This window comes from Bradyrhizobium sp. USDA 4369 (assembly GCF_054056435.1).
Genome location: NZ_JBSRYH010000001.1, coordinates 6,550,362 through 6,574,605 on the forward strand (window position 1 = coordinate 6,550,362; position 24,244 = coordinate 6,574,605).

At 65.1% G+C, this 24,244-nt stretch carries 24 protein-coding genes; 15 read left to right on the top strand and 9 right to left on the bottom strand.

All coding sequences use genetic code 11. From position 1 onward, the window contains the following. Positions 1 to 178 precede the first annotated feature (178 nt). From ACVIJ6_RS29660 to ACVIJ6_RS29675, 4 genes are all read left to right on the top strand, one after another. Entirely contained in the window at positions 179 to 1,276 is a 1,098-nt protein-coding gene (locus tag ACVIJ6_RS29660) for a Gfo/Idh/MocA family protein (protein ID WP_456775609.1), read from the top strand. A 10-nt stretch (positions 1,277 to 1,286) separates the two neighbouring features. Continuing rightward, on the top strand, positions 1,287 to 1,931 hold the full coding sequence (locus ACVIJ6_RS29665; protein ID WP_456775610.1) for a ThuA domain-containing protein: 645 nt from the start codon (positions 1,287 to 1,289) through the stop codon (positions 1,929 to 1,931). Beyond that, positions 1,928 to 2,977, top strand: coding sequence for a LacI family DNA-binding transcriptional regulator (locus ACVIJ6_RS29670; RefSeq protein WP_456775611.1), 1,050 nt, complete (start codon positions 1,928 to 1,930; stop codon positions 2,975 to 2,977). Before ACVIJ6_RS29665 ends, ACVIJ6_RS29670 begins: the two co-directional genes overlap by 4 nt. Before the next feature lie 145 nt (positions 2,978 to 3,122). After that, positions 3,123 to 4,062 (top strand): IS630 family transposase gene (locus ACVIJ6_RS29675; RefSeq protein ID WP_456771600.1). Its coding sequence is split into 2 segments (ribosomal slippage): positions 3,123 to 3,458 and positions 3,460 to 4,062, totalling 939 coding nucleotides; the frame shifts between segments, so codons are not numbered across the junction. Between the two features lie 12 nt (positions 4,063 to 4,074). Here the strand turns inward: ACVIJ6_RS29675 and ACVIJ6_RS29680 are convergent. From ACVIJ6_RS29680 to ACVIJ6_RS29690, 3 genes are all read right to left on the bottom strand, one after another. Further along, positions 4,075 to 4,473, bottom strand: a complete 399-nt coding sequence (locus ACVIJ6_RS29680; protein ID WP_012044064.1) for an MAPEG family protein — start codon at positions 4,471 to 4,473, stop codon at positions 4,075 to 4,077. Between the two features lie 73 nt (positions 4,474 to 4,546). Continuing rightward, positions 4,547 to 6,355 carry a PHA/PHB synthase family protein gene (locus ACVIJ6_RS29685; protein WP_456775612.1) on the bottom strand — a complete coding sequence of 603 codons (1,809 nt, stop codon included), beginning with the start codon at positions 6,353 to 6,355 and terminating at the stop codon, positions 4,547 to 4,549. Positions 6,356 to 6,389: 34 nt separating this feature from the next. After that, positions 6,390 to 6,710 (bottom strand): hypothetical protein, encoded by a 321-nt coding sequence (locus tag ACVIJ6_RS29690; protein WP_456777184.1) that lies wholly within the window; start codon positions 6,708 to 6,710, stop codon positions 6,390 to 6,392. On the opposite strand from ACVIJ6_RS29690, the gene ACVIJ6_RS29695 reads away from it, so the two are divergent. The 5 genes from ACVIJ6_RS29695 (at position 6,598) to ACVIJ6_RS29715 (ending at position 11,645) form a co-directional block, all read left to right on the top strand. After that, entirely contained in the window at positions 6,598 to 6,897 is a 300-nt protein-coding gene (locus tag ACVIJ6_RS29695; protein ID WP_456775613.1) for a hypothetical protein, read from the top strand. The two genes, ACVIJ6_RS29690 and ACVIJ6_RS29695, sit on opposite strands and share 113 nt — an antisense overlap. 227 nt (positions 6,898 to 7,124) lie before the next feature. Beyond that, positions 7,125 to 8,345 carry an LL-diaminopimelate aminotransferase gene (locus tag ACVIJ6_RS29700; RefSeq protein WP_012044067.1) on the top strand — a complete coding sequence of 407 codons (1,221 nt, stop codon included), beginning with the start codon at positions 7,125 to 7,127 and terminating at the stop codon, positions 8,343 to 8,345. Positions 8,346 to 8,384: 39 nt separating this feature from the next. Then, on the top strand, positions 8,385 to 9,704 hold the full coding sequence (locus ACVIJ6_RS29705; protein WP_456775614.1) for a homoserine dehydrogenase: 1,320 nt from the start codon (positions 8,385 to 8,387) through the stop codon (positions 9,702 to 9,704). A gap of 204 nt (positions 9,705 to 9,908) precedes the next feature. Then, positions 9,909 to 10,910: a class II fructose-bisphosphatase gene (glpX, locus tag ACVIJ6_RS29710; RefSeq protein WP_012044069.1), complete on the top strand. Its 1,002-nt coding sequence runs from the start codon at positions 9,909 to 9,911 to the stop codon at positions 10,908 to 10,910. A gap of 15 nt (positions 10,911 to 10,925) precedes the next feature. Further along, on the top strand, positions 10,926 to 11,645 hold the full coding sequence (locus ACVIJ6_RS29715; RefSeq protein WP_456775615.1) for a haloacid dehalogenase type II: 720 nt from the start codon (positions 10,926 to 10,928) through the stop codon (positions 11,643 to 11,645). A gap of 10 nt (positions 11,646 to 11,655) precedes the next feature. Here ACVIJ6_RS29715 and ACVIJ6_RS29720 read toward each other — a convergent pair whose 3' ends face one another. Then, positions 11,656 to 12,744, bottom strand: a complete 1,089-nt coding sequence (locus ACVIJ6_RS29720) for a methyl-accepting chemotaxis protein (protein WP_456775616.1) — start codon at positions 12,742 to 12,744, stop codon at positions 11,656 to 11,658. A gap of 296 nt (positions 12,745 to 13,040) precedes the next feature. Between ACVIJ6_RS29720 and recJ the strand changes: the two genes are divergently transcribed. The 3 genes from recJ to ACVIJ6_RS29735 all read left to right on the top strand — a co-directional run bounded on the left by recJ (position 13,041) and on the right by ACVIJ6_RS29735 (position 17,795). Beyond that, a complete protein-coding gene (gene recJ, locus ACVIJ6_RS29725) occupies positions 13,041 to 14,882 on the top strand; it encodes a single-stranded-DNA-specific exonuclease RecJ (RefSeq protein WP_456775617.1) in 1,842 nt (613 codons plus the stop codon). Between the two features lie 519 nt (positions 14,883 to 15,401). After that, positions 15,402 to 16,358 (top strand): IS481 family transposase, encoded by a 957-nt coding sequence (locus ACVIJ6_RS29730; RefSeq protein ID WP_456775618.1) that lies wholly within the window; start codon positions 15,402 to 15,404, stop codon positions 16,356 to 16,358. A gap of 429 nt (positions 16,359 to 16,787) precedes the next feature. Continuing rightward, positions 16,788 to 17,795 carry a serine hydrolase domain-containing protein gene (locus ACVIJ6_RS29735; RefSeq protein WP_456775619.1) on the top strand — a complete coding sequence of 336 codons (1,008 nt, stop codon included), beginning with the start codon at positions 16,788 to 16,790 and terminating at the stop codon, positions 17,793 to 17,795. A 214-nt stretch (positions 17,796 to 18,009) separates the two neighbouring features. Here the strand turns inward: ACVIJ6_RS29735 and ACVIJ6_RS29740 are convergent, their stop codons facing one another. Continuing rightward, positions 18,010 to 18,408, bottom strand: a complete 399-nt coding sequence (locus tag ACVIJ6_RS29740) for a hypothetical protein (RefSeq protein ID WP_456775620.1) — start codon at positions 18,406 to 18,408, stop codon at positions 18,010 to 18,012. A gap of 259 nt (positions 18,409 to 18,667) precedes the next feature. Between ACVIJ6_RS29740 and ACVIJ6_RS29745 the strand changes: the two genes are divergently transcribed. Then, on the top strand, positions 18,668 to 19,462 hold the full coding sequence (locus ACVIJ6_RS29745) for an NYN domain-containing protein (protein WP_456775621.1): 795 nt from the start codon (positions 18,668 to 18,670) through the stop codon (positions 19,460 to 19,462). 103 nt (positions 19,463 to 19,565) lie between these two features. Here ACVIJ6_RS29745 and ACVIJ6_RS29750 read toward each other — a convergent pair whose 3' ends face one another. Then, on the bottom strand, positions 19,566 to 20,786 hold the full coding sequence (locus ACVIJ6_RS29750) for a lytic murein transglycosylase (RefSeq protein ID WP_456775622.1): 1,221 nt from the start codon (positions 20,784 to 20,786) through the stop codon (positions 19,566 to 19,568). A gap of 51 nt (positions 20,787 to 20,837) precedes the next feature. Next, positions 20,838 to 21,392 carry a MarR family winged helix-turn-helix transcriptional regulator gene (locus tag ACVIJ6_RS29755; protein ID WP_456775623.1) on the bottom strand — a complete coding sequence of 185 codons (555 nt, stop codon included), beginning with the start codon at positions 21,390 to 21,392 and terminating at the stop codon, positions 20,838 to 20,840. A gap of 53 nt (positions 21,393 to 21,445) precedes the next feature. On the opposite strand from ACVIJ6_RS29755, the gene ACVIJ6_RS29760 reads away from it, so the two are divergent. Beyond that, the gene (locus tag ACVIJ6_RS29760; protein WP_456775624.1) at positions 21,446 to 21,916 is read left to right on the top strand and encodes a carboxymuconolactone decarboxylase family protein; all 471 of its coding nucleotides are present in this window, start codon (positions 21,446 to 21,448) and stop codon (positions 21,914 to 21,916) included. A gap of 57 nt (positions 21,917 to 21,973) precedes the next feature. Further along, a complete protein-coding gene (locus ACVIJ6_RS29765; protein WP_456775625.1) occupies positions 21,974 to 22,156 on the top strand; it encodes a hypothetical protein in 183 nt (60 codons plus the stop codon). A 57-nt stretch (positions 22,157 to 22,213) separates the two neighbouring features. Here the strand turns inward: ACVIJ6_RS29765 and ACVIJ6_RS29770 are convergent, their stop codons facing one another. Both ACVIJ6_RS29770 and ACVIJ6_RS29775 read right to left on the bottom strand, forming a co-directional pair. Next, positions 22,214 to 22,477: a hypothetical protein gene (locus tag ACVIJ6_RS29770; protein ID WP_456775626.1), complete on the bottom strand. Its 264-nt coding sequence runs from the start codon at positions 22,475 to 22,477 to the stop codon at positions 22,214 to 22,216. Between the two features lie 74 nt (positions 22,478 to 22,551). Then, complete coding sequence (locus tag ACVIJ6_RS29775; protein WP_456775627.1) at positions 22,552 to 24,165, bottom strand: M23 family metallopeptidase; 1,614 nt, start codon at positions 24,163 to 24,165, stop codon at positions 22,552 to 22,554. Positions 24,166 to 24,244: the final 79 nt, after the last annotated feature.

Below are 24,244 nucleotides of genomic sequence, written 5' to 3' on the forward strand. Positions count from 1 at the left end.
GTCGCGATTCCAGATTGACCGCGCGGCTTGACCGATGCCAGAGAACCAGCCGGCCAGAACGCCTCGCCGCTGGGCGAGATCAAATCGGAAAGGTGGGCGACATCGTCTCGGAATCCACGGGCGACTTCATATCGGTACGCCTGGGCGACTTCGTCGGAATCCGCACACGGAGACCATCATGAGACAAGTAGGCATCGGCATCATCGGATGCGGCAACATCAGCACCGCCTATCTGAAGGCGGCACAACGCTTTCCCGTGCTCGACATCAGGGCGCTAGCCGATATGCGCAGCGACGCGGCCGAGCGTCAGAGCTTAGCCTTTGGTCTGCCGGCCATGCGCGTCGACCAACTGCTCAAGCGCGATGACATCGAGATCGTGATCAACCTCACCGTGCCGCTGGCCCATACCGACGTCAGCCTCGTGGTGCTGAATGCCGGCAAGCATGTCCACTCCGAGAAGCCGCTCGGGATCGACGTCGCGGAAGCGCGCAAGGTGATCGAACTTGCCGCGCAGAAGAACCTTCGGGTCGGCTGCGCGCCGGATACGTTTCTCGGGGGCGGGCACCAGACCGCGCGCAAGCTGATTGACGACGGCGCGATCGGCGCGCCTGTCGCGGGCAGCGCCTTTTTCGGATGCCCCGGCCATGAGCGCTGGCATCCGGCTCCGGGCTTCTATTATCTCCGCGGCGGCGGCCCGATGCTCGATATGGGGCCTTACTACATCACGGACCTCGTGCAATTGCTCGGCCCCGTCGCCAGCGTGATGGGCTCGACCGCGCATCCACGCTCCGAACGCCTGGTCACCAGCCAGCCGATGAACGGAACGCTGATCCCGGTCGAGGTGGCCACGCATGTTGCAGGCACGCTCGAATTCGAGAGTGGGGCGGTCGTGTCGGTCACGATGAGCTTCGACGTGCCGAAGCACCGGCACGCGCCGATCGAGATCTATGGCGACAAGGGCAGTATGCTGGTGCCGGATCCGAACCGTTTCGGCGGCGAGGTGCAGGTCGCCAAGACCGGCGGTGAATGGGAGACGATGCCGCTGACGCACGGTCACATCGACGGCGAATTCCGCTCCATCGGCGTCGCCGACATGGCCACGGCCATCCTGAACGACCGCCCGCATCGGGCCAGCGGCGCGCTGGCCTTTCACGTGCTGGAAGTGATGGAGGCGTTCCAGACCTCCGCCAATGAGGGTCGGCGCGTCAGGATCGAGAGCCGCGTCGAGCGGCCGGCGATGCTTCCTGCGGGGCAAGATACCGGACAGATCGATTGAGGATGAAGCTATGCGCAAGGCAATGATTGTATGGGGCGGCTGGCCGGGACATGATCCGGACCTCTGTGCCTCGATGATCCGCGGCTGGCTCAAGGCCGAAGGGTTCGAGGTGCGGATCGAGACCACGACCGCCGCCTTCGCCGAGCCCGCGATTCACGATCTGTCGCTGATCATCCCGATCTACACGATGTCTAAGATTGAGAAGGCGGAAGCACTCAATCTCTGCGCGGCCGTGCGCAGCGGCGTCGGGTTCGCCGGGCATCATGGCGGTATGTGCGATGCCTTCCGCGATTCGGTGGACTACCAGTTCCTGTGCGGCGGGCAGTGGGTCGCACATCCCGGCAATATCATCGATTACCGGGTCGACTTGACCAGACCAGACGATCCTATCATGAAGGGCTTGAAGAGTTTCGAGCACCGGTCCGAGCAATACTACATGCATGTCGATCCGGCCAACGAGGTGTTGGCGACCACGACCTTCAGCGGCGAGCACGCACCCTGGATCGAAGGTGTCGTGATGCCGGTGGTTTGGAAGAAGCGATATGGCGCGGGCCGCGTGTTCTATTCCTCGCTCGGCCATCGCGCCTATGAGCTCGACGTTCCGGAGATCCGCACCTTGATGACCCGCGGCATGCTATGGGCGGCGCGCGAGTGACTGTTGGAGCGACGCCGTCACCCGTTCGCGCCACACTCGAGGACGTCGCGCGGACGGCGGGCGTTTCGCTCGCCACCGTCGACCGCGTCATCAACCGCCGCGAGGGCGTGCGGGCCAAGACCGTCGCGCGTGTCGAGGCCGCCGTGGCCAAGCTCGGCTACCGCGCCGACATTGCTGCCGCGCGTCTCGCCAGGGGCCAGAGCTTCCGCTTTGCCTTCGTGCTGCCCACCGGTGGCAACAGTTTCATGACGAATCTGACCGAGCAGGTCCAGCGGACGGCGGAATGGCTGGCCGGGCAGCGCGGCTTCATCGACATCCTCCATGTCGACGTGTTCGACCCGGACGTGCTGGCCAGCACGCTGGAGACCTTGTCGCCGGCCTATCAGGGCGTCGCCGTGATCGCGCTCGATCATCCCAGGGTGCGGGCCGCGATCGACGAGCTCGCTGCCCGCGGGGTCGCGGTCGTGACGCTGGTGTCCGACGCGCCGAGCTCGCGCCGCCTGCATTATGTCGGCATCGACAATCCGGCGGCTGGGCGGACGGCGGCGACGCTGATGGGGCGTTTCCTTGGCGGCCGTGACGGGACTGTCGCGGTGATCGCGGGATCGCTGTCGCTGCGCGATCACGCCGAGCGGCAGTTCGGCTTCAACCAGATCCTGTGCAGCGAGTATCCGAGCCTTCGCGCGCTGCCGACGATCGAGGGCCGCGACGACAGCGAGCTCACGCGCCAGCTCACGGCCGAGCTGCTTGCGCGCCATTCGGATCTGCGCGGCATCTATTGCTGCGGCGCCGGCAACCGCGGCATCGCCGACGCCCTGGAGGCGTCGGGGCGGGCCCGCGAGGTCGTCTGGATCACCCATGAGCTGACCCAGCATACGCGGCGGTTCCTGGTCCGCGGCACGCTCGACGCGATCATCAACCAGGATCCGGGCCACGAGGCCCGCTCCGCGGCGCGCGTCCTGCTCGCGCATTGTTCGGGCGAGCCGATCAGCCCCGATCAGGAGCGCATCCGCATCGACATCTTTCTGCGCGACAATCTGCCGTGATCTGGCAGAGCGGCCGGGAGCATGATGCGTTTCCGTGGAAACGCATCTGATCTAAAGCGGGATGAGAATAGCCTGAATCGATTTGGGATTCCCAAATCAGCGTGTTTCTGATTCACCGTGTTGGCTGGGAAGGAGGCCAGCACGGATGGGCGCACCATATTCTCTGGACCTTCGAAAGCGGGTTGTCGCCGCGATCAAGGGCGGGATGTCTCGCAATAAGGCGGCCAAGCAGTTTGGGGTCGCGATCAGCACAGCGATCAATTGGGCCAGGCTTGAGAAGGAGACAGGCAGCATCGAACCTGGCCAGATGGGCGGCCATAAGCCCAAGGCGATCTCGGGTGAGCATGCCACGTGGCTGCAACAGCGAATCAGAGCGAGCGACTTCACCTTAAGAGGGCTGGTGGCCGAGCTCGCCGAACGCGGGTTGAAAGTCGACTACCGTTCGGTCTGGGAATTCGTTCATGCCGAGAAGCTCAGCTTCAAAAAAAAGCGTGGAGGCTGGCGAACGCGATCGTCCTGACGTGGCGCGGCGACGAGAGCAATGGAGGAAATATCAAGATCGCATCGACGCCACGCGCCTTGTCTTTATCGACGAAACCTGGACCAGGACAGACATGGCGCCGTTGCGAGGATGGAGCCCGCGTGGCAGCAGGCTGACCGCCAAAGTCCCTCACGGACGGTGGAAAACAATGACCTTTCTGGCGGCACTGCGCCACGACCGCATTGATGCACCATGGTTCATTGAAGGGCCGATCAACGGCGAAAGCTTTCGCACCTATGTAGAGCACGTTCTTTTGCCGACCCTTCATCCGGGCGATATCGTGATCTTGGACAACCTCGGCAGCCACAAAAGCAAAGCCGTCCGCCAATTGATCCGCTCGGTAGGAGCCAGGATCTTCTTCTTGCCCAAATACTCGCCCGACCTGAACCCAATCGAACAGGTCTTTGCCAAGCTCAAGCACCTTCTACGCAAAGCCGCGGCGCGAACCGTCGACACGGTTTGCGCCGCAATTGCTGTTGCCCTCGACGCCTTCTCCGCAGAAGAGTGTGCCAACTACCTCAAAAACTCAGGATATCGAACTTAATCTCATCTCGCTTTAGAGCCAGCCGAAGATCGCGATTGCCAACACGGCCTGGGCGGCGAAGCCAACCAGAAAGGCGACCGTTCGGAACAGCGGCAGGCCGAGCGTGTAGACGATCACATGGGCGACCCGCGACCAGAAATAGACGGCGCAGGCCAGCACCGTCCATTTGGTCGAGTAGTCCATCGAATTGAGGATCAGCACCAGCGGCGCGAAAATGATCAGGTTCTCGACCGCGTTGTCATGCGCGAACATCAGCCGGGTCGCCCAGGGCGCGTGCGGCTTGTCGTTGCGGGAGGGGTTGGCCATGGCGCCGGTGAGGCCGCGGACCTGGCAGCGGTTCAGAATGTAGGGAACCCAGAGCAGCCCGGTCAGAATGACCGTGAGCGTCAGCCAGAACAGTTCGCGCGTCATCGAGATCCCCTCAACTGATTACCGTCCCGCCCCGGCGGGACCGGGGCGTTATAATCAATTGCCGCGGATCACGCTACGCGCGGACGCGCACATACGAGCCCGGCGCATCCTCGATCGGTGGATAGGCGTCGTTGCCGACGCTGCGGGCGGGAACCTCTTCCGGATCGAGCTCGGCGAGCCACGCGCGCCAGTCCGGCCACCACGACCCCTTGTGCTCCTGCGCGCCCTTCATCCAGTCCTTCAGCGAGATGTCGTGGATCTGGTCGTTGGTCCAATACTGGTATTTGCCGGAGGAGGGCGGGTTGACCACGCCGGCAATGTGGCCCGAGCCCGAGAGCACATACTTCACCGGGCCGCCGAAGAACTGCGAGCCGTAGAGAACCGAATCCGCCGGCGCGATGTGGTCCTCGCGCGTCGCCAGATTGTAGACCGGCACCTTCACCTTGGAGAGATCGAGCAGCGTGTTGTCGAGCACCATCGTGCCCTGCGTCAGCCGGTTCTCCAGGTAGCAGTTGCGCAGGTAATAGGAATGGTTGGCCGCCGACATCCGCGTGGCGTCCGAATTCCAGTGCAGCAGGTCGAACGCCGTCGGCGGCTGGCCCTTGAGGTAGTTGTTGACGACATAGGACCAGATTAGGTCGTTCGACCTGAGCATGTTGAAGGCCATCGCCATCTTGCTGCCTTCGAGCACGCCCGAGGCCTGCATGTCGCGCTCCAGCGCCGAGATCTGGGTCTCGTCGACGAACACCAGGAGATCGCCGGCATGGGTGAAGTCGACCTGCGCGGCGAGGAACGTCGCGGAGGTCACGCGCTGGCGGCGCTTGTCGGCGAGCCAGGCGAGCGTGGTCGCGAGCATGGTGCCGCCGACGCAATAGCCGAGCGTGTGCACCTTCATCTCGCCCGTCACCTTCTCGATGACGTCCATCGCGGTGAGCGGACCTTCCTTCATGTAGTCCTCCCAGGTCTTGGTCCCGAGCTTCTTGTCGGGATTGACCCAGGAGATCACGAACACCGTGAGGCCCTGATCGACGCACCATTTGATGAAGGATTTTTCCGGGCGCAGATCGAGGATGTAGAACTTGTTGATCCAGGGCGGGATGATCAGCAGCGGCGTGCGCAGCACGTTCTCCGTCGACGGCGCGTATTGGATCAGCTGCATCATCTCGTTCTGGAAGATCACCTTGCCCGGCGTCGTCGCCATGTTGACGCCGACCTCGAGATTGGCCGGGTCGGATTGGCGGATCTTCAGCGTGCCCTTGCCGGCCTCGATGTCCTCGGCAAGCATCTGCATGCCACGCACGAGATTGTCGCCGCTCGTGGCAACGGTCTGCCGCATCACTTCGGGGTTGGTCAGCACGAAATTCGACGGTGCCAGCGCATTGGTGATCTGGTTGACGTAGAACTCGGCCTTCTTGCGCGTGTGCGGATCGAGCCCTTCGGCATTGTGGACGAGATCCTGCGCCCATTGCGTCGTCAGCAGATAGGCCTGCATGACGAAATCGTAGAACTGGTTCGACTTCCATTCCGGATCGGCGAAGCGCTTGTCTCGCGGCGACGGCGAAATCGCCGGTGGCGCGTCTTCGCCCGCGAGCCGACGTGAGGCCGATCCCCACAGGTCGAGATAGCCCTTGGCGATCTTGGTCTGGATGTCGCTGGCGCGATCCTTGTCCGACAGCCAATAATCTGCGACCGCCGTGAACGACTTCACGACCTCGGCCAGCTCGGTCGGCGGCCGGTCCTGAACTTCACCGGTTTCGCGCGGCTTCAGATAGGCTGCGAGAGCCTTGCCGCTCGTCTCCATTGCTCTCGCGATATTCGTCGCGAAGGCTTCGGCGTCGAATGTTTTTGTTGATTGGGTGGTGCTGTTCGAAACGTCGGTCATGGCCTGATCACACTATCGCGTCGGGAGCGGTTCGTCACCGCGCGAGATCAACAATCCGCGAGTTTGCGGTTAATTCGATTATTGCGTGTTGCGTTGCGAAAAAGTCCCGCGTTTCTGACACATTGCGTTCGTAGCCGAGATTCTTGTTCAACCCTGTAACGTTTGGGGTGACAATTGGTTGTGCTGCGGCAAAATGCGCCGCGTTGCGATTGGCTGGTTCGTGGCAGGAGTGGGGGCTTGGTTTGAGGTGGTTGGGACGGAGCTGGACGACGCGGACGCAGGCCATCGCGGCGGGCGTGGTGTTGTCGTGGGCCGCGTTGGCGCTGTCCGGCTGCTCGAGCCCGATCGCCGACATGCCGTCCCTGGACTCCGATGCGGTGGCGCGGCCGAAGGAGCCGGGCGGATATCTCCCGGTGAACGACGTGCCGCGCGAACGTGAGACGCCGATCATCTCGCCTGAAGAGCGCGCCAAGATCGAAAAGGAGCTGGCTGCCGCGCGAGATCGCCAAGCCTCCGCAGGGACGGCCGGCAAGGACCGCTGACCGCCGCCTGGGACGACGTTACGGCTTTGACCCACGTAATTTTCTGGCGCGGCGCAGCGTCCATGATAAAATACCGGAATCAACCGCACCTGAGCGTGTCGTCGCCGGCTAAGCCGTAGGGTCGTGCTAAGTTCATGTTTTAGCACGAATTTCGGTACATCGCCCGCGCCGCCGCAGAGCCAGCGATGCTGGCTGAATCGCCCCCGGTTGCCGGAGCCGAGAGACCCATGGAAGATTTCTATCGCATCCGCCGTCTGCCGCCTTACGTGTTCGAGCAGGTCAACCGGGCCAAGGCGGCCGCGCGGAACGCCGGCGCCGACATCATCGATCTCGGCATGGGCAATCCGGATCTGCCGGCCCCGCCGCATGTGCTGGAGAAGCTCAAGGAAACCCTCGGCAAGCCGCGAACCGATCGCTATTCGGCATCGCGCGGCATCGTTGGGCTGCGCCGGGCGCAGGCGGCCTACTACGACCGCCGGTTCGGGGTGAAGCTCAACCCTGACACCCAGATCGTCGCCACGCTCGGCTCGAAGGAAGGTTTCGCGAACGTCGCGCAGGCGATCACCGCGCCGGGCGACGTCATTCTGTGTCCGAACCCGAGCTATCCGATCCACGCTTTCGGCTTCCTGATGGCGGGCGGCGTGATCCGCTCGGTGCCGTCGGAACCGACGCCGCAATTCTTCGAGGCGGCCGAGCGCGCGATCATCCATTCGATCCCGAAGCCGCTCGCGCTGATCGTCTGCTATCCGAGCAACCCGACCGCCTATGTTGCGAGCCTGGATTTCTATCGCGACTTGGTTGCATTCGCGAAGAAGCACGAGATCCTCATTCTGTCGGACCTCGCTTATGCCGAGGTCTATTTCGACGACAAGAATCCGCCGCCCTCTGTTTTGCAGGTGCCGGGCGCGATGGATGTCGCCGTCGAATTCACCTCGATGTCCAAGACCTATTCGATGGCGGGCTGGCGGATCGGCTTCGCCGTCGGCAATGAGCGCATCATCGCGGCGCTGGCGCGGGTGAAATCGTATCTCGATTACGGCGCGTTCACGCCAGTGCAGGTTGCGGCCACAGCGGCGCTGAACGGGCCCGACGATTGCATTCGCGAGATGCGCGAGACCTATCGCAAGCGCCGTGACACGCTGGTCGAGGCGTTCGGCCGCGCCGGCTGGGAGATCCCCTCGCCAGAGGCGTCGATGTTCGCCTGGGCGCCTTTGCCCGAAGCCTTCAAGGGGCTCGGCAGCATGCAGTTCGCGACGCTCATGGTGGAGAAGTCGGGTGTCGCGGTGTCGCCGGGCGTCGGCTTCGGCGAGCATGGCGAGGGTTATGTGCGCATCGCGCTGGTCGAGAATGAACAGCGCATCCGGCAGGCTGCGCGCGGCGTCCGTCGGTTCCTTGAAAGTGGCATCGAAACGTTGCACAACGTCGTGCCGATCGCCAATCGGCGCTAAACCCTCCGCTGCTTTCCTATCGACAGGTTCTCTGATTCCATGGTCGCACCCCTGAGAGTGGGCATCGCGGGCCTCGGCACCGTGGGTGTCGAGGTCGTTCGTCTCCTTGAGCGTCAGGGGCGTGTGCTGACCGAGCGGACAGGACGCCCCGTGCGCGTGGTCGCCGTCACCGCGCGGTCGAAGGCCAAGAAGCGTGGCCTCGATCTGTCCGGCATCAAATGGGCCAAGGATGCGCTCGCGCTGGCAAGCGATCCGGACGTCGATTGTCTGGTCGAGTTGATGGGCGGCGCCGGCGATCCCGCGCTGTCGGCGATCGATACCGCGCTCAAGGGCGGCAAGTCGGTCGTGACCGCGAACAAGGCGCTGATCGCCAAGCATGGCCTGAAGCTTGCGAAGGCCGCCGAGAAACATGGCGGCGCGTTGAACTTCGAAGCCGCCGTCGGCGCCGCCATTCCGGTGATCAAGACCTTGCGCGAGGGGCTCGCCGGCACGGAGATCAGCCGCGTCTATGGCATCCTCAACGGCACCTGCAACTACATCCTGACCCGGATGGAGCAGGAGGGCCTGTCTTTCGACGAGTGTCTGAAGGACGCGCAGCGCCTCGGCTATGCCGAAGCCGATCCGTCGTTCGACATTCATGGCCACGACACCGCGCAGAAGCTGGCGATCCTGGCGAGCCTCGCCTTCGGCACCCAGGTGGCGCAGAACTCGGTCTATGTCGAGGGCATCTCCTCGATCGCGCCGGAGGACCTGCGCGCGGCGTCCGAACTGGGCTACCGCGTCAAGCTGCTGGGCGTCGCCGTGCGGACCGCCAAGGGCATCGAACAGCGGGTGCATCCGACGATGGTGCCGAAATCCTCGTCGATCGCCCAGGTGATGGGCGTGACCAATGCGGTCACGATCGACGGTGAGGGCATTCCGCCGATCACGCTGGTCGGGCCCGGAGCAGGGGGCGCCGCGACGGCGTCTGCTGTCGTCGCTGATATCGCTGATGTCGCGCGCGGCATCCGGGCGGCACCGTTTGGCCGGCCGGTCGACAAGCTGCAGGCCACCGAGAAGGCGCCGATGGAGCGGCATGAAGGCGGCTATTATATCCGCCTGATGGCGCGCGACCATGCCGGCACCGCGGCGACGATCGCGACCCGTCTGGCCGAGCAGAAGATCTCGATCGAATCGATCGTGCAGCGCCATCCCAATGGCGGCGAGCCGCCGCAATCGGCCGGCAAGGGCAGTCCCGTCCCCGTGATCCTAGTCACCTATGCGACCCACGAGGATGCTGTGCACAAGGCCCTGCAGGCGGTGCAGCGCGACAAGGTCATCAGCGGCAAACCCCAGGTGATCCGAATCGAGAAGAATTAGCGCATGATAGCCAGGGAACCGCTTGTCCCTGCTCAAACAAACGCGTGGCGTTTGTTTGTGGTTCATGCTCAAACCGGGGAAGTTCTCGGGCGGAGACCGGCCATCGCTGCCGACCGCCTGACCCACACGCCGCCCCTGCGGACGGCGTCTGAGCGGTAGGTTTTGATGGCGGGTGTCCGCCGAGACGTCTTGAGGAGTTGGCCGATGTCGACGCAGATTTCTGTCCCGCAGCAATTGTTGCTCGAGCGCATCCTGACGCTGGAGCTGGTGCGCGTGACCGAGCGAGCTGCTGTGTCGGCGGCGCGGCTGCGCGGCCATGGCCAGGAGAAGCCGGCCGACCAGGCGGCCGTCGACGCGATGCGCCGCGAGCTCAACAAGCTGCCGATCGAAGGCACCATCGTGATCGGTGAGGGCGAGCGCGACGAGGCGCCAATGCTCTATATCGGAGAGAAGGTCGGCCTCAATGCCGGCCCCAAGGTCGACATCGCGGTGGATCCGCTCGAAGGCACGACGCTGTGCGCCAAGAACATGCCGGGCGCGATCGCGACCATGGCGATGGCCGATGGCGGCACCCTGCTGCATGCCCCCGACGTCTACATGCAGAAGCTCGCGATCGGTCCCGGCTACGCCAAGGGCGTGGTCGATCTCGACGCCACCCCGGCCGACAACGTCCGCCGCCTCGCCAAGGCCAAGGGCGTCGACCCCAGCGCGATCACGGTGCTGGTGCTGGATCGTCCGCGTCATGCCGACATCATCCAGGGCGTGCGCTCGACCGGTGCCGCCGTGCGCCTGATCACCGATGGCGACGTTGCCGGCGTGATCCATTGCGCCGATCCCGACAACACCGGCGTCGACATGTATCTCGGCACGGGCGGCGCGCCGGAAGGCGTGCTGGCCGCAGTGGCGCTGCGCTGCATCGGCGGCCAGATGCAGTGCCGGCTGATCCTCGACACCGAGGAGAAAAGGGAGCGCGCTGCCAAGATGGGCGTCGGCGATCCCAAGATGATTTACGGCATCGAAGACATGGCCCGTGGCGACTGCCTGTTCGCGGCCACCGGCGTCACCACCGGCTCGCTGCTGTCTGGCGTCAGGTTCCGCAAGGACGGCGTCATCGAGACCGAGACTGTGGTGATGCGCTCGGTTACCGGCACGGTGCGTTACATCCGCGCCGAGCACCGTCAGCTGGAGAAATTCCACCTCGACTGACGGCGGAGTGCCGCGATGTCCGATCTCTCGATGGTCAAGGCGCTGGTGTTCGACGTGTTCGGCACCGTCGTCGATTGGCGCACCAGCCTGATCAGCGACTTCACCGCCTGGTCGACAACCCGCGGCATCCAGGGCGACTGGACCGCGCTGGTCGATGGCTGGCGCGGGCTCTATGTCAGCTCGATGGACGAGGTCCGCAAGCATCCTGAGCGCGGCTACGTCATCCTCGACGTGCTGCATCGCCGCTCGCTGGAGACGCTCGTCGCCCAGCTCGGCATCAGCGGCCTCACCGAGACCGATCTCGATCATCTCACCCGCGGCTGGCACCGGTTGCATCCGTGGGCCGACAGCGTCGCCGGGCTGACCCAGCTGAAGTCCAAATACATCATCGCGCCGCTCTCCAACGGCAACGTTGCGCTGCTCACCAACATGGCGAAGTTCGCCGGTCTCCCCTGGGACCTGGTCCTCTCCGCCGAGCTGTTTCAGCACTACAAGCCCGACCCCGAGACCTATCTCGGCGCCGCGCGTCTGCTCGGTCTTGCGCCCGGCGAGGTCATGATGGTCGCCGCGCACAACAATGATCTCGAAGCGGCCCAGCGCTATGGCCTCAAGACCGCCTTCGTCGCGCGGCCCACCGAATACGGCCCGCTGCAGAGCCGCGACTTCGAGGCCACCGGCGCCTGGGACATCGTCGCCGCCGACTTTGGCGGCATCGCCGATCGCCTGGGCTGCTGAACCGTCTGCGTCACGTGCCAGAGATGATCACGCCGTACCAGCCGAGACCCTTGTAGGTCTCGTAGCCGGGCGTGGCGTGAAAGGCGACCAGGCGGCCCGATGCGTCCTGATAGAAGCCGCTGGGCTTGCCGTCGAGCCTGAGCGAAACGCGCTCGCTGAGGATGCCCTGGCCATCTGACGCGGCAATGACGCGGCCGTTGGAGTCGACCAGCAGCACACGGGCCTTGTCGCTTTCGCTGACGCGAACGCCCTGCACGATGGCGCGCGCCTGCGCTTCCCAATCGAAATGGATCGCGAGCACGCCGAGCGGCTTGCCATGGGCCTTGCCGTCCTCGCGCACCGATGCGCAATAGGTCGCGACCTGGGCGTTGCCGAGCAGCGGCTGGCACTCGACGTCGCCGGCGACATAGTCGTCGCCCGAGCGCAGGCCGCGCGCCTCGCGAAACCATTTGGTATCGGCCACGCTCTGGCCGACGACGTTGAAGCGGTCGGCCCGGCCGTTGGCGATGACCTTGCCGCTGGGATCGCACAGCCACAGATCGAGATACACCGTGTAGGCCGACAGGATCACCGCAAGTCGTTCGGACACATGGACGACGCTGTTAGCATCGGGCGAAGCCGCACAATCGACCACGGCCGAATCCGTCGCCCACCAGCGTACGTCACAGGTCCGCTCATAGAGATTGCGGTCGATCAGCTCGATGGCGTTGAGGGCCAGATCGACCATGCGCTCACCGCGCGCACGCTCGGTCATGCGCTCGATCGAGCTCTTGAGATTGCCGGTGCGTGTTGTCAGCTGGCCCTCCAGCTCGCGGGCGATGGTCTCGACCTGCTGGCCGACCGCACGCACCTCCTGCGCCACGACGGCAAAGCCGGCGCCCTGCGCGCCCACGCGCGAACTCTCGATCAGCGCGTTCAGCGCCAGCATCTTCATCTGATTGGTGATCTGCTGGATCGACTTGGTCTTTTCGCAGGCGATCTGATTGACCTCGCCGGTGAGCCGCGCGATCAGCGCGGAAACGTCGGTCTCGTCGTCGGCACGGGACGCTTGCGGGGAAATGAGGGAAGGGGACGACTTCAAATCAGGCGCAGTCAGCATCGGATGAACTCCATGTTGCTGTACGTCTCTCCCGGCGCGGAGATCGCCAACAAAAAATAAATGGTTCTTTTGATTGAAATTGTATGGAGTTCGCCTAACGACCGTTTAATGCACGTCCTTCGACATAGCTGTAATTTTAGGCAACTGTTATTAGGTACCGCCAATCTGGTCGACTTCGTTGGATATCTGGCAAAACCCGTGGGGTTCCCAGCCCGGAACCTGATCGCCGGGCGTCGTTGCTGTAGATTCGGCCGCGGCTTGCGAATCGCCGCGCCGCGCAAGAGGCTTTGCGACCCATGACACCGCTTGCCACAGCCCTGCCGACGAGTGCGCCCCAGGCGTTCCTCGGCGTGCGGCTGTCGCTCACCAACAAATTGTGGCGTGACCGGCTGGACGCGCGCGGCGCAGCGCGGGCGCTGGCGATGGTGCAGCGCTATCAGCTGCCGGAGATGCTGGCCCGGGTCCTGGCCGGACGCGACGTCGAGATCGAAGCCGTCAACGACTTCCTCGACCCCACCATCCGCAAGCTGATGCCAGATCCGTTCACGGTGACGCAGATGGAAGCGGCCGCCAAGCGCATTGCGGATGCCGCGGTCAAGGGAGAGAAGGTCGCGATCTTCGGCGACTATGACGTCGACGGCGCCACCTCGGCGGCGCTGCTCGCCTGGCATCTGCGGCATTGCGGGCTCGATCCGCTGATCCACATTCCCGACCGCATCTTCGAGGGCTATGGGCCCAACGTCGAAGCTATCCGCGCGCTCGCCGGCAAAGGCGCGACCCTGCTGGTCACGGTCGATTGCGGCACGACCAGTCTGGAGCCGCTGGCCGAGGCGCGGCGGCTCGGCATGTCCGTCGTTGTGATCGACCACCATCAATGCGGCGAGGAGCTGCCCGAGGTCGAGGCGCTGGTCAATCCGAACCGGCCCGACGATCTCTCCGGCCTCGGCTATCTCGCCGCAGTCGGGCTGACCTTGGTCACCTTGGTCGCGGTCAACAGAGAGCTGCGCGGCCGCGGCTTCTGGAGCGGCACGCGGCCAGAGCCTGATTTGTTGAGCATGCTGCATCACGTCGCGGTCGGCACCGTCGCCGACGTGGCACCGCTGATCGCGCTCAACCGCGCCTTTGTCGCCAAGGGCCTGATCGCGATGCGCCGGCGCGACCATGTCGGCCATACCGCGCTGATGGATGTCTCCAGGCTCAACGGCCCGCCGGAGGCATGGCATCTCGGCTTCATGTTGGGGCCGCGCATTAACGCCGGGGGCCGCATCGGCCGCGCCGATCTCGGCGTGCGGCTGCTGCTGGAGAGCGATGTTTCCGAGGCCGCGCGGATCGCCGCCGAGCTCGACCGGCTCAACAGCGAGCGCCGCATCATCGAGCAGCACGCCGAGGCACAGGCCGAGGCGGAAGCGCTGGCGTCGCTGGGCCTGGAAGACAAGGGGGCGGTGATCGTGACGGCGTCCGAAGGCTGGCACCCCGGCGTGGTCGGGCTGGTCGCGTCCAGGCTGAAGGAAAAGTTCGCGCGGCCCGCCTTTGCGATCGCGCTCGAACCCGGCGGCATCGGCACCGGATCGGGCCGCTCGATCCCTGGTGTCGATCTCGGTAAGGCCGTGCGCCACGCCGTGGAGCAGGGCCTCCTGATCAAGGGCGGCGGCCATGCCATGGCCGCCGGCGTCACCCTGCGCAAGGAGCGGCTGGCGGAATTCCGCGCCTATCTTGAAAGCGCGCTCGCGGCTGACGTGGCCGAGGCGCGCCACGTCAACGAGATCCTGATCGATGGCGCCATCAGCGCGCGTGCCGCGACGCCGGAGCTGGTCACGACGCTCAATCGCGCGGGTCCGTTCGGCAGCGGCAATCCCGAGCCGATCGTGGCACTGCCGTCGCATCAGCTGGTCTATGCCGACGAGGTCGGGCAGGCGCATCTGAAACTGCGCTTCAAATCCGGCGACGGCGCCATGGTCAACGCCATCGCGTTCCGCTCGGTCGGGCAGAAGCTCGGCAACGCGCTGGTTCAGCATCGCGGCCAGGTCCTGCATGTCGCGGGCACACTCACCGTCGACCGCTACCAGGGCATCGAGCGCGTGCAGCTGCGCGTGCTCGATGTCGCCGTGCCGGACCACGGTCCGGCGATGATCAGGTAGCGGTCCCCTGGATGTCGTCCCGGACAAGCCTTGCTGACGCTTGCGTCGGCAAGGGGTAGATCCGGGACCCATGCGCCTCAGCAGATGTTGTGAGAACGAGCTGGTCATGACCGCCTTTGCCCCACACTGCTCCCTGTGGGTATGGGTCCCGGCGCGGAGGCCGGGACGACAGCGGAGGTTGGAGCAGCCGTCGCGTCTCTCATGATTACGCGTGAAATCACATCTCGCCGCGCCATCGCGCTCGAGTGATGTATCGTCAAGACCCTCATCGATGAAAGAGGGCGCGGGGAATGCCGGGTGAAGGCCTCACCCATGGCCCGCCTGCATCAAAAAAAGCAGGCGGCAGTCACCACAGGTTCAGCCGATCAACCCGGCATTCCCCGCGCGATGGGCTTAACGCTTATACGCGATCTCCTCGGTGTACCGGCTTGTTAGCTGTGGTCTTCCAGGAGGTTGTCCATCCGGTCTGAACCGAGGAAGCTGAGGTTGCGAAGCTTCAGTGTTCCAAGGAGAGACCAGATGGACGTCCACAAGAATGCGCCTATGACACCGAAAGGTCGAGAGGCGATGGTGCGCAGTGTCGTAGACGGTGGGCTGAGCTATGCTGAAGCTGCTTACCAGTACAATACGACGCCGAAGACCGTAGCCAAATGGGTGAGGCGGTTCCGCGAGGAAGGTGTCGAGGGATTGCTCGATCGCTCCTCCAGACCGCACTCATCGCCAGGCCAAACCACTGCTGCCACATGTACCGCTATCGAGGCTTTGCGCCGTCAGCGCCACACCGGCAAGCAGATTGCGGCTGAGGTTAAGGTGTCGCCGGCCACGGTCAGCCGCGCTCTGCGACGGCTGGGGCTGAACCGAATCCGTGATCTGGAGCCGATAGAACCGGTGCGTCGCTATGAGCACGCTGCGCCCGGCGAGATGATCCATATCGATATCAAAAAGCTCGGCCGTTTCGCGCAAAGCGGCCATCGCGTCACCGGTAATCGGAACGGTTATAGTCATTGTCGCGGTCTTGGCTGGGAGTACATGCATGTCTGCATCGATGACCACTCCCGTGTCGCTTTTTCACAGCTCAAGCCGGATCAGACCGCCGAGAGTGCTGTTGCGTTTCTCAAGGCCGCTGTCGCTCACTACAAGAGCTTGGGCGTTACCGTCACCCGCGTCATGACTGACAACGGAGGCTGCTATATCGGCTTCGATTTCGATAAGGCCTGCCGCGATATTGGTCTCAAGCATATCCGCACCAAGCCCTACACGCCCAGAACCAATGGCAAGGCTGAACGCTTTATCCAGACAGCGCTCCGGGAGTGGGCTTATGCACACACCTATCCCACTTCCGATCAGCGCGCCGCGCAACTGCCCATCTGGCTGCACCAGTATAATTGGCACCGACCTCACGGCGGCATAAACTCCCAGCCGCCTATCAGCAGACTCGGTTTAACCGAGGACAACCTCCTGAGGCTCCACAGTTAGCCACCGTCGCCGTCCGGATCATCATCACCAGACGGCTTGGCGCCAGCTTCGGGGCGCCAGGACCACGCGATTTCACGTCCGCAACCTGCCGTTCGTCGGCGTACCTCAGCACGCTGCAGCACGATCGCGGCCACCGCAGCCCGCCCTCCACGTTCGTGACGATCGCGAAGCGTCCCTCTCACGAGGACGGGACGATGGAGGTATTTCTGAATTTCGGAATAAAGGCAAGCGAAAAATTCCGGCTGGGGAGGTGGTCGCCCGCATCCGTCGGATGTCGCGATCGAAAATCACTTTCTGCGCGCGGCTCCTGAGCGAGCATGGGCGAGCGTGGCCCGTGCGGTCGCCGGGGCTCGGCCACCCCTGTACCAACCAACCGCCGTCCAGTAGCGTTGACTGCCAGTCTCACGACCAGCGGGAATGAGAGTCCTCATGCGACGTTTGTCTGCCGCCATCGGAGCCCTCCTGCTGCTGTGTGACTGGGCGCGGGCTGAGCCCGGTCGGCATTGGCAGACGGCAAAGCCGGACGAAAAACCCTGGACTGAATCGATCTCGCACGTCGTGCAGGACTTCGCGGCCGAACAGAGGCCCAAAGCGATCATGATCGTCAGGGACGACGAGGTGATCGCGTCCTGGGGCGACATCGCTGCGAAGGTCAATGTCCGATCGGTCCGGAAAAGCCTGCTCAGCGCCCTCTATGGCGTGGCCATCAAGGACGGCCGGATCAATCTCGACAGCACGCTTGCCGAGCTTGCGATCGATGACGCGCCGCCGGCCTTGTCGCCGACGGAGAAGACGGCGACGGTGCGCCAGCTCCTGATGGCGCGCTCCGGCATCTATCATCTCGCGGCCTATGAGACCGGCCGGATGAAGGAGCATCGGCCGCCGCGCGACAGTCATCCGCCGGGCAGCTTCTGGTACTACAATAATTGGGACTTCAACGCGCTCGGCACGATCTATCGCCGGTCCGTCGACGACATCTTCGCGAGCTTCGAGACGCGGATTGCCGTGCCGATCGGCATGGAGGACTTTTCGGCAAAGGATGGTCATTACCTGAAGGAGCCATCCTCATCTCATCCGGCCTATGTGTTTCAGATGAGCGCGCGCGACCTGGCGCGATTTGGCCTGCTTTTTCTCAACGGCGGACGCTGGGACGGAGCCCAGTTGATTCCGGCTCATTGGGTGACGGACTCGACGACGCGGCTGTCGGACACCGACCAACCTGAACGCGGCTATGGGTATCTCTGGTGGACTTACACGAAGGACAGTTCCGGCCTCAGCGCCTTCTTCGCCAATGGCTATGGCGGTCAACTGGTCGTCGTCGTCCCGTCGAAGCGCCTGGTGCTCGTCGAGTTGGTCGATCTCACCGTCAACCCGCACGGTGTCAGAACCCAGCGAGTCCTCGATCTCGTGAGCAGGATCAGCGCGTCGGCGCCTTGAGAGGCCGGCCATGCCAATCGCGCTCGGTCTCCGACCAGATCACGTGTCCTCAGGCGCGATCACGCGTCTGTGGGACCGGCGTCGAGGACCAGCCGTCGATCGCGCAGTTCATCGTGCTGATCATCGCCGTCGACTTCGGGTCTTTCCGCATGCGCGGGTCGCGGCGGAGCCGAGGCTGCTCGCAGCAGGGAGCCATGCAGGCGACAGCGGCCGCTCAGCGCCCGAACGGCTTCGGCAACTGCTCCAGATTGAATTTCGGGGCCGGCCGCGGGGCAGGAGGAGGCGCATGGTCGGTCGCCGAGTACAGCAGGAACGCCTCGAAAGGCACGTTGGGCGCTTCTTCCGCCCGGCCGGAGCAGGTGAAGGGAATTGTTCGGCAGCAGCCTTCCAGGCTGAGTGTCAGTTCGTCCGGGCCAAACAGCGACGGCTGTCCTGGGGCGTGGCGTTTGGTTCTGATGATGGCTGTGAAGCGATCGCCATGGGCCTCGTAGCTCCCGCGATAGCTCAGCACGCCATCGCCGCCGCAGACGTTGCCCGCGGCCAATTGCACGATCCCGGTCCCCTGGCCCCTGGGGGTCTTGAACCAGGCGGAATAGGTACCTTCCTTTATCATGGGCGGTGCCCCCCTCGATCGACCGCGAAATCGTTGTGCATCGCAAATTAAAAGAAGGTGAAAACCATCGGCCGAAACCGGTGAGAATCCGGCCATTTATTCGTATACAAATGGTGAGCCGTTCGGCCGCTTGCGTCCCGATCTTCCCCGACTGGTGAGGGCGCGCGCGAATCATCCGCGATCGCATGAAATTAGCCGGACGGCGGCCGGCCAGCCGGCGTATAACAGCATCTGATCAGGTCATCTCCAAGGACATTCAATGGCATCCGAACCCCGCTCGCCGCGTCTGGCCGTGCTCATCGACGCTGACAATGCCTCGGCCAAGATCGTCGACGGGTTGTTCGAGGAGATCGCCAAGATCGGCGAGGCCAGCGTGCGCCGGATCTATGGCGACTTCTCCAGCCCGCGCTCGAAGCCGTGGGCCGATACGCTGGCGCGACATGCGATCGTGCCGCAGCAGCAGTTCGCCTATACGACCGGCAAGAACGCCTCCGACATCACGCTGGTGATCGACGCGATGGACCTGCTGCACAGCGGCCGCTTCGACGGCTTCTGCCTGGTATCGTCCGACAGCGACTTCACGCGGCTGGCCGCGCGCATCCGCGAGCAGGGCATCGACGTGTTCGGCTTCGGCGAGCAGAAGACGCCGGAGAGCTTTCGGCAGGCCTGCCGCCGGTTCATCTACACGGAGAATTTGCGCAGCGACGCTGCGAGCAGCAAGGACGCGGACAGCGCGGCAGTGCCGAAATCGCTGCTGCCGATCAGCGCGGCGACGCCGATGATCAAGAAGGTCATCACGCAGATGGAGAGCGAGGACGGCTGGGTGGCGCTCGGCGAGGTCGGCAAGCAGCTCTCCAATTTGGTGTCCGACTTCGATCCGCGCACCTATGGCTGCCGCAAGCTGAGCGATCTCGTCCGCAAGACCGGGGGCTTCGAGATCGAGGAGCAGTCGAAGGGCGGCGGCTCGGTGCGCATCCGCGTCAAGCCGGCGAGCGCGCCGCAGCCCAAGGCGAGGGCGCCGAGGTCCGGCCACCGCGAGGCGGCCAAGCCGTGATCGGGCGCGGAACTGCCTTTGACGGGCACAACCCCGCTCGCAATGACGCGAGAGGAAATGTGATCGTCCAAAGCCTGTCCGACAAGGCGACTTGACCGGCTGCTCACCCGCCCTGCCGCAGCTTCGCCAGCACCTTCAGGCCGCCATAGCCGTCGGCGGGGGTGATGGCGGCCTTGGCCTGGAAGTCGCGGATCGCCTTCATGGTGTCGTTGCCGACCCGGCCGTCGGTGCCGCCCGTGTCGAAGCCGGCGGCGGTCAGGCGCTTCTGCATCTCCTGGACCTCGGCCAAGGTCAGCGCGCGCTCGGAGCCGGGGAAGGGCTGCAGGAAGGGTGGTGCGCCCAAGATGCGGTCGCCGAGATGGCAGATCGCGAGCGCGTAGCTCATCGCCGGATTGTAGGATTTCACCGAGTAGAAGTTCGGCCCGAGCAGGAACGCCGGACCGCCCTCGACCGGAATCCACAGTTGCGCCGTGGCGTTCGGCTGCGGGAACGGCTCGCCATCGGCGCGGGTCACGCCGGCCGCCTGCCAGGCGGCGTAGCTCTTGCTGCCCGCGATGTTGCCGGGCGCGCGCACCTCGTAGCCCCAATGCTCGCCGCGATGATATTTGCCGCGGTTGACGAGGTAGCGCGCGGTCGAGCCGAGCGCATCGTCGGGACGGCCGAACGGCGAGATCTTGCCGTCGCCGTCATAGTCGAAGCCGACATTGAGCCAGACTTCCGGCATCCATTGCGTGTGGCCCATCGCGCCGGCCCAGGAACCGCGCATTTCCTCCGGCGTGCTCCAGCCGCGGTCGACGATTTTCAGCGCGTTGGTGAGCTCGGTCTCCCAATAGGCCTTGCGGCGCGGCTCGTTCCAGGCGAGCGCGGCGAGCGCCGGAAATACCGGGCGCATGTGGTTCTGCTGCACCAAGGGATCGCCGAACGCGGATTCAACGCCCCACAGCGCGAGAAGCGTGCCGCGCTCGACGCCGAAATCCTTCTCGATGCGCCCAAACAGCGCCTCGTTCTGCTTCAGCGCGATCTTGCCGTTGATGACGCGCCAATCCGAGACGCGGCGGTTGATGTATTGCCAGAGCTGCTCCTTGAACTCGGGCTGGTTGCGCAGCTCCTTGAACACGGTCATGTCCGGCTCGAGCCGGGCCATGACGCGCATCCAGGTCGCCTGCGAGATGCCCTTGGCGAGGGCGCGGCCGCGGAAGCCGTCGCGCCAGGCGTCGAATTCGGCCGGCGCGGCGGCTGCCGGCAGGACAGGAACGAGCAGCGCTGCAGCACCAAGGCCGGAGCGGAGCAAAGTGCGGCGGGTCGGGGAATCGGGCTGGGTCATGGCCCGCATTCTAGCGGCTGGCGCTGACGGGCGGCAGACCCCGCGTGGTGCTCAATCCGGGTGGAACTCGGCGGCGATGCGCGCCAGCCAGCGGCGGATGGTCGCGACATCGCGTTTTCTCAGGCCGGCGGCCAGCCGCTGCTCCAGCGCGGTCGCCTGGCGCCGCGCCCTGGCCAGCAGCGCAAGGCCGCGCGCGGTCAGGGTCCATTGCAGCATCCGGCCATGGACCGGATGCGGGGCCCTGCGAATGGCGCCGTCGCGTTCGAGATTGCCGATGATCACGTTGACGGTCTGCGGCGTCAGCAGCGCCATGCGCGCGCAGTCGGCGCCGGACAGGCCGGGATAGGCCTTCAGCATCGTCAGCACCACGAATTGCGGATGGGTCAGGCCGGTGGAAGCCAGCGCGCGCTCGAGCGATAGCCGCGTAGCCGCCTGGGCCTGGCGCAGCAGATAAGCGAGATGGCCGTCCTCGCCGCGCTTGCCTTCGCCGGGCGAGGGCAGGGCATGGCCGGCCGACGCCGTGCGCGCACGAGGCGGACGCGACTGCACCACTGACGGACGGTTTGGCGGCGTTCGCTTCGTCGATCGATAGCTTGCCTTGCGCATGATATCAGAGCTCTGATAAGTTATCATAAGGCTTATAACATAAGAGACAGCAGATGTCACACGCGCGCAGCGACTACACGACTTTCAGGACCCAGGCGCCGGAGCTCTACGAGGCCATCCTCGCGGTGAGCCAGCAGGCGGCCAAGGCCGGCCTCGACAAGCAGCTGCTCGAGCTGGTCAAGATCCGGGCGTCGCAGATCAACGGCTGTGCGTTCTGCGTGCAGCATCACGTGCTGCTGGCCGAGAAGCTCGGCGTATCAGTCGACAAGATCAACCTCGTCGTCGCCTGGCGGGAAGCACCGCAATTCTCGCCCCGGGAGCGCGCCGCGCTCGCCTTCGCCGAGGCACTGACGAAGCTGGATGGCGGCGTCAGCGACGAGGTCTATGGGCTGGCGCGCACCGAATTCTCCGAGACGGAGTTGGTGTTTCTGACCTCGGCCATCGGTGTCATCAATCTCTGGAATCGCTTCGGCGTCGCCTTCCGCTGGACGCCGGCGGAGCGGCCGGCGCGCGCCGCGTCCTGAGCGGCAGGGAACCGCGGCGAAGCCGAGCGAGTTGTGTCCTCAAACGAGGACACGCACATGACCGAGCCGAACGAGCCGCTCAAGCCGGACGATTTCCCGCTCGAGGCGGAGAAGGGCCGCGTCTGCCGCCAGGACGGGAAGCCGATCGCGCGCACCGACACCGAAGCGATGGCTCAGGAGATCGCCGAGCGTCTCAACGCCGAGGAGTATCGCCGGGAAGAGGACAAATGGTCGGCGTGAGATCGGCCGGTTCGCAGGTGTGAATGGCCGGATCAAGTCCGGCCTGCCCGCCGTGGCTCAAAACGGATTCGCGGGCTGCGCGCGCTTGGGGCCTTCGGGCTTCGGCTCCACGGCGAGCCGGGGGGCGGTCGGCATCACGCGGGCGCCGGCGGCACGGGCGACCTGGCCGGTGGCCGATTGGCGCGCCTGCTCTGCGGATTTGATGTCCGGCGGATGCCAGCGGTCGCGCACCAGCATCGTCAGCGCGCCGACGCAGAGGATCGCGATTGCCGCTGACACCAGCGCCGGCCCGGTCCTGCGATGAGGCGTGTCTGTCACCATCGGCGATCCTCCTTCGACCACTAACCCTCGGGCGGGGAGGTCGGTTCCGGCACGCCGGGCCGCGGCAGCCGCGATCAGTTCCGACTATGCCCTGCGGCGGCATCGGCCTGCGGGCCGGCTGCGGGCGGAAGCGCACCGGTCATCGCGGGGGCCGACGTGACAGCTGACGACAGCGCCGGTGGTGTCGTCGTCTCCGGGCCGATCTCGCGGCCACGGCCGCCGATCAGGCGCTCATAGGCGGCGATCAGCGTCGTATATGGATTGACCCAGATCCAGCCGTCGCGCGTGAACAGTTGCACGTCGAAATGCAAATGGCGCGTGGTGCCGTTGGGATGGTCGAGATAGTTCGAGACCCAGCCGATCGGTTCGCCTTCGCGCAACGGCCGGCCGTTGAGCACGCCGTCCTTGTCCATGGCCATCGGGTTCATGTGCATGTAGCGGAAGCGGATATGCTCGGTGCCGCTGTTGACCTGCACGGTCACAGCCTGCTGCTTGGCCGATCGGATCACCACGCCGTCGCGCACCGCGCGCACGCGCTGCTGCCACGGATCGCAGCCGCCGGGTCCATCGCGGCGTACGGGACAGGCGCCGGGCCTGATGTCCTGGCCCTGATGGCCGAGGCCGCTGGCGCATTGGCCGACATTGAAATCGCGCGCCTCGCAGAAATTGTCGCGCCAGGGATACTGGCTCCAGGGCTGTTCGAGCTTGTCACTGGCGCGGCGGCGGCCGAACGATTGCGAGTGCACATAGGCCGGCGCATCCAGCGGGAAGCGGATCTGCGCATAGGCGGTGCGGTCGGCGCGGCCGGTCTGGCCGCGCGCGCCGCTGTTGGCGACGATGTCGCCGGACGGGCGGTAGGTGAAGTCCGCCGAGAGCGTCTCGGGCCGCTCGGCGGCGACCGGGGAGATCTCGGGCGCGATGCGTGACGGCTGGCCCCCGGTGACACGCAGCGCTCTGAGAAAGCGCTCGGCGACCGGATAGGCCTCGCGGCAGGCCAGGCGCTTCGGCCGCGGTGCGCTGTCGAGGCACTGGATCGAGACCACATAGGGCACGCCGAAGCGGGTGAAGGCGTAGCGGACATAGCCCTCGCGGATGAAGCGGCGCAGGTCCGGATATTGCGCTGACAGCGCCTTGACGCTTTCGCCCTTGCCGCCGGCTGGATCGGCAATGTCGTAGGTGATCAGCGAGCCGGTGATCTGGACCTCGACCGGCCTGGCGAAGATCCGCGACGGCAGGCCGGCGGTCACCTCGGGCGGCAGCGAGAACACCGCGTCGTAGCCGGTGGGGCCGGCATCGAACAGGTCGGTCCGGAAGTCGGCCTGATAGTGCGGCAGGGCCGGCTGACCGATCGGGCTCCTGCGGCGCGCGACGAGATAAGCAGTGGTGTCGAACGGCAGCAAAACGGGGACCGGACTGCGTCCGATCCCCGTGAAGATCGTTGAGGTCACGCCATTCAGCTGGATCAGCGCAGGCCATCTGCGCGGGTCATCCGGACCGGCACTGCGCCGGCGCGCGCTGAGGGCAAAGTCGGCGGCCACCTCGGGCGCCGCGTTCAACTCGGAGCGCAGCTGGTCCAGCGCGGCCCGCCAATCGGTGCGATGAACCGTGCGGGCCGGCGCGGCGAAGCTGTCGGCCGCGCGCCCTGCGGACGCGGCCAGCATCAAGATCGCCGCCAGGACGGCAACCATGATGACGCCTCTTGCCCCTGTCCTTGCCCCCAATCCCGCACGCCCCCGGCGTCAGATCAAGCCATGCCCTCCGCGGGCC